Origin of the sequence: Caulobacter sp. FWC2 (assembly GCF_002742625.1) — a bacterium.
GTDB lineage: Bacteria > Pseudomonadota > Alphaproteobacteria > Caulobacterales > Caulobacteraceae > Caulobacter.
On sequence record NZ_PEBF01000001.1, the window covers coordinates 1145126 to 1156783 of the forward strand.

The 11658-nt window shown below is 60.5% G+C and carries 5 protein-coding genes, 3 tRNA genes, 3 rRNA genes and 1 pseudogene; 10 read left to right on the top strand and 2 right to left on the bottom strand.

Annotated elements, in window-relative coordinates:
* The first annotated feature begins 136 nt into the window (after positions 1–136).
* Entirely contained in the window at positions 137–787 is a 651-nt protein-coding gene (locus CSW62_RS05510; RefSeq protein ID WP_099576167.1) for a rhomboid family intramembrane serine protease, read from the top strand.
* A gap of 56 nt (positions 788–843) precedes the next feature.
* Positions 844–1275: a CBS domain-containing protein gene (locus CSW62_RS05515; RefSeq protein ID WP_099576168.1), complete on the top strand. Its 432-nt coding sequence runs from the start codon at positions 844–846 to the stop codon at positions 1273–1275.
* A gap of 145 nt (positions 1276–1420) precedes the next feature.
* Here CSW62_RS05515 and CSW62_RS05520 read toward each other — a convergent pair whose 3' ends face one another.
* A complete protein-coding gene (locus CSW62_RS05520; RefSeq protein ID WP_099576169.1) occupies positions 1421–1852 on the bottom strand; it encodes an Rrf2 family transcriptional regulator in 432 nt (143 codons plus the stop codon).
* Positions 1853–2882: 1030 nt separating this feature from the next.
* Here CSW62_RS05520 and CSW62_RS05530 point away from each other — a divergent pair.
* The 8 genes and pseudogenes from CSW62_RS05530 (at position 2883) to CSW62_RS26815 (ending at position 8977) form a co-directional block, all read left to right on the top strand.
* Positions 2883–4368: ribosomal RNA gene (locus tag CSW62_RS05530) — 16S ribosomal RNA — on the top strand.
* 187 nt (positions 4369–4555) lie between these two features.
* Positions 4556–4632: transfer RNA gene (locus CSW62_RS05535), tRNA-Ile, on the top strand.
* Between the two features lie 67 nt (positions 4633–4699).
* Positions 4700–4775 (top strand) — tRNA-Ala (locus CSW62_RS05540).
* A gap of 252 nt (positions 4776–5027) precedes the next feature.
* Positions 5028–7815, top strand: a 23S ribosomal RNA gene (locus CSW62_RS05545).
* A gap of 115 nt (positions 7816–7930) precedes the next feature.
* Positions 7931–8045, top strand: a 5S ribosomal RNA gene (gene rrf / locus CSW62_RS05550).
* Together the 16S, 23S and 5S rRNA genes with 3 tRNA genes alongside form the textbook arrangement of a ribosomal RNA operon.
* Positions 8046–8107: 62 nt before the next feature.
* Positions 8108–8184 (top strand) — tRNA-Met (locus CSW62_RS05555).
* Between the two features lie 250 nt (positions 8185–8434).
* Positions 8435–8638 (top strand): annotated as a pseudogene (locus CSW62_RS26810) (cold-shock protein); the annotation flags it as partial.
* Positions 8639–8782: 144 nt separating this feature from the next.
* Positions 8783–8977: a cold-shock protein gene (locus CSW62_RS26815; protein WP_233206781.1), complete on the top strand. Its 195-nt coding sequence runs from the start codon at positions 8783–8785 to the stop codon at positions 8975–8977.
* Between the two features lie 198 nt (positions 8978–9175).
* Here the strand turns inward: CSW62_RS26815 and CSW62_RS05565 are convergent, their stop codons facing one another.
* Positions 9176–11464 carry an NADP-dependent malic enzyme gene (locus CSW62_RS05565; RefSeq protein ID WP_099576171.1) on the bottom strand — a complete coding sequence of 763 codons (2289 nt, stop codon included), beginning with the start codon at positions 11462–11464 and terminating at the stop codon, positions 9176–9178.
* Between the last annotated feature and the right edge of the window lie 194 nt (positions 11465–11658).

Here is an 11658-nt window from a genome sequence, read left to right on the forward strand (position 1 = left end):
ACGGAGCGCAAGCAACACCCGTGCCAAAAAGATACAGATCGACGTGTAGACCCCAGGTCGAGAAAAAATGGTTAAGCGCCATTCGGAGCGCTGGCCGGTGGTTCGAATCGCCGTCGGACGCCCTAGATACAAGGTCATGAGCGAGCAGCGTCCCGAGCCGATCTTCAACGCGCCCTGGCCCGCCCTGTTGGCGGCGGCCTCGATCCTGGTCCCGCATGTGCTGCTCCTGCGCGCCAGCGACGCGACCGTCGAGTCGCTGGCCCTGGTCCCGCGCGACTTCTGGAACGGGGCCTGGACGGGGCCCGTAACCATGATGTTCGTGCATGGCGGCTGGGTTCACGCCCTGATGAACAGCGCGTTCGCCCTGGCCTTAGGCGCCCCCGTGGCCCGGCTGCTGGGACTAAACGGCCGGGGAGGGGGCATATTCTGCCTCTTCTATCTAATCAGCGGCGCGCTTTCCGGTGTCGGCTATGCCGCCATCCACCCCGACAGCGCCAATGCGGTGATCGGCGCGTCCGGCGCCGTCTCGGCCCTGATGGGCGCGGCCGCCCGGACCATGGACTACGAAGGGCGGGTCGGGCCGATCCTCGGGCCGCGCGTCCTGTCGCTGGGTCTGGGCTGGCTGATCGTCAATCTGGTGATGGCTGTGACGGGCAGCCTGCTGACCATGGGGACCGGGGCCGTGGCCTGGGAGGCGCACCTCGTGGGCTTCGCCGTCGGCGTCCTGCTGATCGGTCCGTTCGCCCGCTGGGCCGGCGTTCAGCCGCGGACGCCGGAAACTGATTGATCGCACGGTCTCTTTGCGAGACCCTTGTTCCCTAAAAACCATAAGGGAGAGGCGCGGTGCTGGTTTCTCAGATCCTGAAAGACAAGGGTGATCTCGTGTTCACGGCCTCCCCACAGGAGACCATCGGCGCGGCGGCCGCTCTGCTTCATACAAGACGTGTCGGGGCCATGGTGGTGGTCGACGCCGAGGAAGCGGTGGTGGGCATCCTCTCGGAGCGTGACATTGTTCGGGCCATCGCCAAGGAAGGCGCGGGCGCGCTGACCAAGCCGGTCAGCAACTGCATGAGCACCACCGTGGTGTTCGCTCAGCCGGACGAGACGATCGACGCCCTGCTCGAGCGCATGACCGACCGTCGGATTCGACACCTGCCCGTGGTCAGGGGCGGGCGCTTGGCCGGGATCGTCTCGATCGGCGACCTCGTGAAGTACAAGATCAATGAGGCCCAGGCCGAGGCCGAGGGGCTGAAGGCCTATATCGCCGCCGGCTGAACCGTCGGGTCTCTCTACTCTATATGTCCGCTGAAGATGGCCGACCGTCCCTTGGGGATGGGCGGTCGTCTGGCGCCTTGCCCCTGGGGCGAGATCGCGGCCCCTCGCCCCCGTCTCTATAGAGTGTGCGTCTATAGAGAGAGTATCAGCCCTCGATCAGTTCGGCGCCTGCGCCTTGGGCCGCGTCGGCGACGCTGTAACCTTCCAACACCGCGGCGGTCGCGTCACGAGCTCGCAGCAGGGCCTCGCGCAGCGCGCAGGTGACCAGGTCCCGGCAGTCCTCACAGCGGCGGAAGGCGGTGCGGCTGACGCAGGGGGTGAGCGCCAGGGGGCCGTCGACCAGGCGAATGATCTCGGCGAAGCTGATGTCCTGGGCCGGACGGCCCAGTATATAGCCGCCGAACTTGCCGCGCCGGCTGATCACCAGGCCCTCGCGTGAGAGGGACAGCAGAATGGCTTCCAGGAACTTGCGGGGAGCGTCGGCGCGCTCGGCCAGCTCGCCAGCGGTCACCTGGGTATCCGCGCGCGCCAGTTCGATCATCGCGCGCAGGGCGTAGCGGGCCTTTTGAGACAACATGGACGCCGGTCACCTTATGTAAGCGCGCCTATATATAGAGGCGACGCCTTCGAGAGCGTTGCAGCCGAAAGGGGATGCCGGTGTCGGCAACCGCCACGCTCTCAATCTAACGCGATCGAGCCTGCTATCCGTTTCGGATGGGCCACCCGAAACGGACAGGCTCGAAGTGCTCAGCCTTCTGGGGGAGGCTTGGGCCTCGTGCAAGTCCTGGATCACATTGTTCGTGCACAGGGGAATGGTCAGTCTGGGGATGAATCCGCGATTCCCCGCTTGCCGGGTGGGGAATGGGCCTCTAGAAGCCGCCCCTCGCTTCGGGGCCACGGCCCACCGGACGAAACCTTGGCCTTCGGGGCTTGCGTTTTGGAAAGTGGATCGCTAAGTTCCGCAGCCTCAATCGAATCTCTTCTGACTTACGGCGCTCCTAGCGGCGCGCCTCGGTCACCTTTTGCGCTCTGAACTGGCTCTGGCCTCCAAGAAAACAAAAGTGAAAAGGTTGGTTGACCTGGGAGTTCTGCTTCGTTAGAAGCCGCCCTCCAAGAAATGCTAGAGAGTTCTTCGGGGCTTTTGAGTATTTCGGCCGGGATAGCTTCGAAGTTTTCTTCGAGAAATAGCTTGACTGGTTTCGGTGGTTTCTTTAGAAGCTGCCGGCTCTGCCGAAGACCTCCGGGTTGGTTGGCGGTGAGGTCGGAAAGTTTTGAAAAAAACGATTTGACACGGAATTCGAGGTTCGCTAGATAGCCGCCTCCGCCGACACCGGGCGCTAAACGGTGGGGCCGCTCCGGCGGTTCGGGTCTTTGACATTGTTGATTTGGAAAGAGAAACGCAGGCGGCGGCGCTCTGGCGATGGACTGAAAGGTTCATCTTCGACGCTGACAAATGCGGTCTCTTGAAGACACCATGAATATCATGGACTGGAAACTTCGGTTTTCAATTCATCGATGTGATTGGGAACTCGTCAAGATACTATGCAAACCAGATACCTGGTTCTGGGTTTTCCCCCGGGACTGGAAGTCTGATGTCAATGTCAACTCAACCTGAGAGTTTGATCCTGGCTCAGAGCGAACGCTGGCGGCAGGCCTAACACATGCAAGTCGAACGGATCCTTCGGGATTAGTGGCGGACGGGTGAGTAACACGTGGGAACGTGCCTTTTGGTTCGGAACAACTCAGGGAAACTTGAGCTAATACCGGATAAGCCCTTCGGGGGAAAGATTTATCGCCATTAGAGCGGCCCGCGTAGGATTAGCTAGTTGGTGGGGTAAAGGCCCACCAAGGCTACGATCCTTAGCTGGTCTGAGAGGATGATCAGCCACATTGGGACTGAGACACGGCCCAAACTCCTACGGGAGGCAGCAGTGGGGAATCTTGCGCAATGGGCGAAAGCCTGACGCAGCCATGCCGCGTGAATGATGAAGGTCTTAGGATTGTAAAATTCTTTCACCGGGGACGATAATGACGGTACCCGGAGAAGAAGCCCCGGCTAACTTCGTGCCAGCAGCCGCGGTAATACGAAGGGGGCTAGCGTTGCTCGGAATTACTGGGCGTAAAGGGAGCGTAGGCGGACTGTTTAGTCAGAGGTGAAAGCCCAGGGCTCAACCTTGGAATTGCCTTTGATACTGGCAGTCTTGAGTACGGAAGAGGTATGTGGAACTCCGAGTGTAGAGGTGAAATTCGTAGATATTCGGAAGAACACCAGTGGCGAAGGCGACATACTGGTCCGTTACTGACGCTGAGGCTCGAAAGCGTGGGGAGCAAACAGGATTAGATACCCTGGTAGTCCACGCCGTAAACGATGAGTGCTAGTTGTCGGCATGCATGCATGTCGGTGACGCAGCTAACGCATTAAGCACTCCGCCTGGGGAGTACGGTCGCAAGATTAAAACTCAAAGGAATTGACGGGGGCCCGCACAAGCGGTGGAGCATGTGGTTTAATTCGAAGCAACGCGCAGAACCTTACCACCTTTTGACATGCCCGGACCACCAGAGAGATCTGGCTTTCCCTTCGGGGACTGGGACACAGGTGCTGCATGGCTGTCGTCAGCTCGTGTCGTGAGATGTTGGGTTAAGTCCCGCAACGAGCGCAACCCTCGCGATTAGTTGCCATCAGGTTTGGCTGGGCACTCTAATCGTACTGCCGGAGTTAATCCGGAGGAAGGCGGGGATGACGTCAAGTCCTCATGGCCCTTACAAGGTGGGCTACACACGTGCTACAATGGCGACTACAGAGGGCTGCAATCCCGCGAGGGGGAGCCAATCCCTAAAAGTCGTCTCAGTTCGGATTGTTCTCTGCAACTCGAGAGCATGAAGTTGGAATCGCTAGTAATCGCGGATCAGCATGCCGCGGTGAATACGTTCCCGGGCCTTGTACACACCGCCCGTCACACCATGGGAGTTGGCTTTACCCGAAGGCGCTGCGCTAACTCGCAAGAGAGGCAGGCGACCACGGTAGGGTCAGCGACTGGGGTGAAGTCGTAACAAGGTAGCCGTAGGGGAACCTGCGGCTGGATCACCTCCTTTCTAAGGATGCTTCTCCAGCCTCTCACGAGGTTATTGAAGCTCCAATTAGTGCGCTAGACGCACACAAATGAGCGGATCGCCGCCGTCTTCGTTTCTCTTTCCACTTGTTCTGGACCGTCGAGGTTCAGGACACGATCGCGAGCCCTGGAGCGGGTCCTCATTTGAGGGTCTGATCTGAGCGGCCTATGGGCCCGTAGCTCAGTTGGTTAGAGCGCACGCTTGATAAGCGTGAGGTCATAAGTTCAAGTCTTATCGGGCCTACCACTCTTCCATCCTACGGATCCGCAACCGACCAGTTCCCCGCTGGGCAAGCAACTCACACCGAGTGTGAGGGGCCATAGCTCAGTTGGTAGAGCGCCTGCTTTGCAAGCAGGATGTCGTCGGTTCGAATCCGTCTGGCTCCACCATCTCCCTGTCATCGGACAGGTCGAGATATCGCGATCGAGGAATGATCAAGTTTGCGCTGGCTCTTAAGCCAGTTGCGAAATGACATTGTGAAGGCAGGGTTCCTCCGCCAACCGTAGCTCACCCCTGGGATACGGACCTGGTTTAAGGATGGACTTAAGAAGACATCATTGTCTGACTAAGGGTAGAGCTCATGCTCGATCTCTTCTCACGTGAGTGACAAGAGACGATTATGCATGGGTTTTGCTGAGAACGATCAAGCGCATAAGGGCTTCTGACGGATGCCTTGGCATTGAGAGGCGATGAAGGACGTGGCACGCTGCGATAAGAGCCGGGGAGGCGCGAGCACCCTTTGATCCGGCTATCTCCGAATGGGGAAACCCACCTTTATGGTCACCCAACTTAGTCTCGCCTTCGGGCGGGGCCAGGATTGGTTGATCAGAAGAGGTATAATGACCTGAATACATAGGGTTCATTAAGCAAACCCGGGGAACTGAAACATCTCAGTACCCGGAGGAAAGGACATCAACCGAGACTCCCGTAGTAGTGGCGAGCGAACCGGGACCAGGCCAGTGCTGTCGTGACATAAAGCTGAATGTGCTGGGAAGCACAGCCATAGTGGGTGATAGCCCCGTAAGCGTCAAATAGCGACAGACTCGAGTAGGGCGGGACACGTGAAATCCTGTCTGAACATGGGGGGACCACCCTCCAAGCCTAAGTACTCCTCAATGACCGATAGCGAACAAGTACCGTGAGGGAAAGGTGAAAAGCACCCCGACAAGGGGAGTGAAACAGATCCTGAAATCGGAAGCCTACAAGCAGTCGGAGCCACCGAGCGTGGTGACGGCGTACCTTTTGTATAATGGGTCAGCGACTTCATGTGCCGTGCAAGCTTAAGCCGTTAGGTGTAGGCGCAGCGAAAGCGAGTCTGAATAGGGCGAATAAGTACGTCGCATGACGACCCGAAACCAGGTGATCTATCCATGAGCAGGATGAAGGTAAGGTAACACTTACTGGAGGTCCGAACCGGTGAATGTTGAAAAATTCTCGGATGACTTGTGGATAGGGGTGAAAGGCCAATCAAACCTGGACATAGCTGGTTCTCCGCGAAAACTATTTAGGTAGTGCCTCGGACGTATTCCTTGGGGGTAGAGCACTGAATGGATGCGGGCGGCGCGAGCTGTACCAATTCTAATCAAACTCCGAATACCCAAGAGAACTATCCGGGAGACACACGGCGGGTGCTAACGTCCGTCGTGAAAAGGGAAACAACCCTAACCATCATCTAAGGCCCCCAAGTACTGGCTAAGTGGGAAACGATGTGGGTTTGCTTTGACAACCAGGATGTTGGCTTAGAAGCAGCCATCATTTAAAGAAAGCGTAACAGCTCACTGGTCAAGCGAACCTGCGCGGAAAATGTAACGGGGCTTAAGCCAGTCGCCGAAGGTATGGGTGTGCACTCTGTGCACGCGGTAGCGGAGCGTTCCGTAAGCCGATGAAGGTGAGGCGTGAGCCTTGCTGGAGGTATCGGAAGTGAGAATGCTGACATGAGTAGCGATAAAGAGGGTGAGAGACCCTCTCGCCGAAAGCCCAAGGGTTCCTGCGTAAAGCTAATCTGCGCAGGGTTAGTCGGCCCCTAAGGCGAGGCCGAAAGGCGTAGTCGATGGGAATCAGGTGAATATTCCTGAACCAGTTGGAAGTGACGGATCTGGTAAATTGTCGGGGCTTATTGGATTGCTCCCGGCAGTGAACAGGTCCCTGGAAATAACTCCAACGGAGACCGTACCCGAAACCGACACAGGTGGGCAGGTAGAGTATACCAAGGCGCTTGAGAGAACTGTGCTGAAGGAACTCGGCAAATTGCACGCGTAACTTCGGGATAAGCGTGACTCTCTTTTGGGCAACCAGATGAGAGTGGCACAAGCCAGGGGGTAGCGACTGTTTATCAAAAACACAGGGCTCTGCGAAGCCGCAAGGCGACGTATAGGGTCTGACGCCTGCCCGGTGCCTGAAGGTTAAAAGGAGGGGTGCAAGCTCTGAATTGAAGCCCAGGTAAACGGCGGCCGTAACTATAACGGTCCTAAGGTAGCGAAATTCCTTGTCGGGTAAGTTCCGACCTGCACGAATGGCGTAACGACTTCCCCACTGTCTCCAGCACAGGCTCAGCGAAATTGAATTCCCCGTGAAGATGCGGGGTTCCCGCGGTCAGACGGAAAGACCCTATGAACCTTTACTGCAGCTTCGCCTTGGCGTTAGCAACAACATGTGTAGGATAGGTGGGAGGCTATGAAACCGGGGCGCCAGTCTCGGTGGAGCCATCCTTGAAATACCACCCTTATTGTTGCTGACGTCTAACCGCGGCCCGTTATCCGGGTCCGGGACATGGCGTGGCGGGCAGTTTGACTGGGGCGGTCGCCTCCCAAAGTGTAACGGAGGCGCGCGATGGTGGGCTCAGACCGGTCGGAAATCGGTCGTCGAGTGCAATGGCATAAGCCCGCCTGACTGCGAGACTGACAAGTCGAGCAGAGACGAAAGTCGGCCATAGTGATCCGGTGGTCCTGCGTGGAAGGGCCATCGCTCAACGAATAAAAGGTACTCTAGGGATAACAGGCTGATTTTGCCCAAGAGTCCATATCGACGGCAAAGTTTGGCACCTCGATGTCGGCTCATCACATCCTGGGGCTGGAGCAGGTCCCAAGGGTTCGGCTGTTCGCCGATTAAAGTGGTACGTGAGCTGGGTTCAGAACGTCGTGAGACAGTTTGGTCCCTATCTGCCGTGGGTGTACGAGACTTGAGAGGATCTGTCCCTAGTACGAGAGGACCGGGATGGACACACCTCTGGTGGACCTGTCATGGCGCCAGCTGTGCAGCAGGGTAGCTAAGTGTGGAATAGATAACCGCTGAAAGCATCTAAGCGGGAAACTAACCTCAAAACAAGGTCTCGCTGAGAGCCGTGGAAGACCACCACGTTGATAGGCCGGGTGTGGAAGTGCGGCGACGCATGGAGCTTACCGGTACTAATAGCTCGATAGGCTTGATCGTTCTTCAGTCAAACCCATGCAATCGCATGGCTCTACTTCAGACACTGATGTCTTCTTCACAATCCTCACCCCAATGGGCTTAAACCCAACGGGATGAGCGATATCCTTTTCGCTGACCTGGTGGCTTTGCCGGGGGTTCCCCACCCGATCCCATTCCGAACTCGGTCGTTAAGTCCCCCTGGGCCAATGGTACTTCGTCTCAAGGCGCGGGAGAGTAGGTCGCCGCCAGGTCCGCCAAAAGGATATCGTCTTCAAGTCCACAAACCCTGCATCACAATCTCACAACACCCTGACGCGGGGTGGAGCAGCCCGGTAGCTCGTCAGGCTCATAACCTGAAGGTCACAGGTTCAAATCCTGTCCCCGCACCCAAGGCCTAGACCGCTATACCACCCACCCTGTCCGCGCGCGGATAGGGCTTTTTTGTATCTAAACGTGCAATCATAAGTGGCATAAACGCAACGCTCGCTGCCTGAAGCGCGAATTTTTGTGGACTTCGCCGCCTTACAGCCGATTTTCTCCGTTCAAAGCCCATAGCGCATGACGCGGTTTTGCGTCATGACTTCCGTCGGAAGGACGCGGGCCGACTATCAGCCCGTCGATTGAGGTGTTTGAGGATAATATGGCGAACGGTGTCGTTAAGTGGTTCAACCCGGCCAAGGGCTTTGGTTTCATTCAGCCCGAGGACGGCGGCCAGGACGTGTTCGTCCACATCGCCGCGGTTGAACGTTCGGGCCTGGCTGGTCTGAATGAAGGTGACCAGGTCAACTACGAGCTGGAAGAAGATCGTCGCTCGGGCAAGACCTCGGCCGGCAACCTGCGCGTCACGGGCCAAGGCGCCGTGCCGGCCGGTGGCGGCGCGCGTGGTGGCCCCGGTGGCGCTCGTCCGCCGCGCAGCTTCGACGCCCCGCGTGGCGGCGGCTACGGTGGTGGCGGCGGCGGTGGCGGCGGTGAAGCCGGCACGGGCGTCGTGAAGTGGTTCAACACCACCAAGGGCTTTGGCTTCATCCAGCCGGACAACGGCGGTGGCGACATCTTCGTGCACATCTCGGCCGTGGAACGCGCCGGCCTGCGCGGCCTGAACGAAGGTCAGCAAGTCGGTTACGAGCTTGAACAGGACCGCCGCTCGGGCAAGACCTCGGCCGGCAACCTGCGCATCCTCTAAGACGCGCTAGCGAAAAGGCCGCCCGGACGGACGGCCTTTCGGACACTTTTGAGGGGCCCCGCCGACGGTAAACGTCGGACGGGGCCTTTCGGCGTTTTGGGTAAGCTTCAGTAGCGGCTTCCCTGGCGCCCTCCGGTCCTGAAAAAGGCCGCCCATCTGGGCGGCCTTTCAGCATTCCGGATCTGGCTTCGGCGGCCGTCAGGTTGCCTGACCCGCCCGTTCCGAAGCCGCCTGATTCACGCTGAGCGCCGTCAGGTTGACGATGCCGCGCGCGGTGACACTGGGCACCAGTACGTGCAACGGCCTGCTCATGCCCAGCAGGATCGGCCCGACCAGCAGGGATTCCGTGGCGGCGCTCAGCAGGGTCAGGGCGATATTGGCCGCGTCGAGCGTCGGCATCACCAGCAGGTTGGCCGAGCCCTTCAGCGGGCTGTCGGCGACCATGCGATCCCGCAGATGCTGGCTGAGGGCGGCGTCGGCGTGCATCTCGCCGTCGACCTCGAGATCCGGCGCCTGCTCGCGCAGGATCGCCAGGGCCTCGCGCATCTTTCGAGCGGTCGGCGAGTTGCTGGCGCCGAACGAGGAGTGCGAAAGCAGGGCGGCCTTGGGCGTCAGGCCGAACCGCCGCACGGCCTCGGCGGCCAGCTGGGTGCATTCGGCCACCTGTTCGGCGGTCGGATCCACGTTCACGTGGGTGTCGCAGAAGAACAGCGTGCCGTTGTCGAGGATCAGGGTCGACAGTGCGTAGACGCGGCTGACGTTCTCGCGGCGCGGAATGATCGGCAGGGCGTAGGTCATGTGCTGCCACCAGTCGCCGCTGCCGCCGACCAAGGCGGCCTCGACATAGCCCGACGACAGCAGCATCGAGGCGGCCACGGTGCGGCGGCCCTCGACGCGGCGCTCGGCGGCCGTTGGCGGGACGCCGCGGCGACCCACCAGTTTCTGGTAGTCGGCGACCAGCGGACCGAACAGCTCCTTGTCGGTATAGGGATCGACGATCTCGACCTTGCCGCCCAGGTCCAGGCGCAGGCCCATCTCGGCGACCTTGGCCTTGATCACTTCGCGGCGGCCGACCAGCACGGGGTGAGCCAGGCCTTCATCGACCACGGTCTGGACGGCGCGCAGCACGCGCTCGTCCTCGCCCTCGGCATAGGCGACCTTGACCGGGGCCTTGCGGGCCCGCTCGAACACCGGCCGCATCAGCTGGCCCGAGCGGTAGACGAACAGCTCCAGCTCGGCCTGGTAGGCGTCGAAGTCGGTGATCGGCCGGGTGGCCACGCCGCTATCCATGGCCGCCTTGGCGACGGCCGGCGCGATCTGCAGGATCAGGCGCGGGTCGAATGGCTTGGGGATGATGTATTGCGCGCCGAACACCGGGGCGACGCCGCCATAGGCCGTGGCCACGACTTCGGAGGCCTCGGCGCGGGCCAGTTCGGCGATCGCCTCGACGGCCGCGACCTTCATCGCCTCGTTGATCTCGCTGGCGCCGACATCCAGCGCGCCGCGGAAGATGAAGGGGAAGCAGAGGACGTTGTTGACCTGGTTGGCGTAGTCGCTGCGGCCCGTGGCCATGATGGCGTCGGGGCGGGCGGCATAGACCAGTTCGGGCAGGATCTCCGGCTCCGGGTTGGCCATGGCCAGGATCAGCGGGTTCGGCGCCAGCAGCGGCAGCCACTCGGCCTTGAACACGCGCGGAGCCGAGAGGCCCAGGAAGATGTCGGCGCCGGCGATCACCTCGGACAGGGTGCGAGCGTCGGTCTGGCGCGCATAGCGGGCCATGTTGTCGAGCATGTCGTCGTCGCGACCGGCGTAAACGACGCCCTTGATGTCGGTCAGGGTGACGTTCTCGACGGGCAGGCCCATCGAGACCAGCAGGTCGACGCAGGCCAGGGCGGCCGCGCCGGCCCCCGAGGTGACGAGCTTGACGTCCTTCAGCATCTTGCCCTGCACGAGCAGCGCGTTGCGGACGGCGGCGGCGCAGACGATGGCGGTGCCGTGCTGGTCGTCGTGGAAGACCGGAATGTTCATCCGCTCGCGCAGGGTGCGCTCGATGATGAAGCACTCAGGGGCCTTGATGTCCTCGAGATTGATGCCGCCGAAGGTGGGCTCCAGCGCCGCCACCACCTCGATGAAGCGGTCGGGGTCGTCGGCGTCGACCTCGATATCGAACACGTCGATGCCGGCGAACTTCTTGAACAGGACGGCCTTGCCCTCCATCACCGGCTTGCTGGCCAGCGGACCGATATTGCCCAGGCCCAGCACGGCGGTGCCGTTGGAGATCACGGCCACCAGATTGCCGCGCGCGGTGTAGTCGCGGGCCTTGTCGGGATCGGCGGCGATGGCTTCGCAGGGCGCGGCGACGCCGGGGGAATAGGCCAGGCCCAGGTCGCGCTGGGTGGCCATGCGCTTGGTGGCCTCGATGGCCAGTTTCCCGGGCCGCGGCAGACGGTGGTAGTCCAGGGCGGCTTTACGGAAATCCTCGTCCATAGATCGTTCCTCTGGGCGGCCTGCGCGGCGCGTTGGCAAGCGTGACGGCCGAAGGGGATATCGGTTTCGGCGGCCGTCACGCGTCTTGGTTTTTGATCGGCGCCTGGCTTTCGGACAGGCCCCAGCGGCTTCATCTCACTGCGAAGCGTCGGAACCTTTGCTAACGGTGTTGGCCCGGCAATTCCAACCCTTCG

Excerpts from the sequence above, each read along its gene's own strand:
- CSW62_RS05510 (WP_099576167.1), top strand. The coding sequence starts at position 137 with ATGAGCGAGCAGCGTCCCGAGCCGATCTTCAACGCGCCCTGGCCCGCC.
- CSW62_RS05520 (WP_099576169.1), bottom strand. The coding sequence starts at position 1,852 with ATGTTGTCTCAAAAGGCCCGCTACGCCCTGCGCGCGATGATCGAACTG.
- CSW62_RS05565 (WP_099576171.1), bottom strand. The coding sequence starts at position 11,464 with ATGGACGAGGATTTCCGTAAAGCCGCCCTGGACTACCACCGTCTGCCG.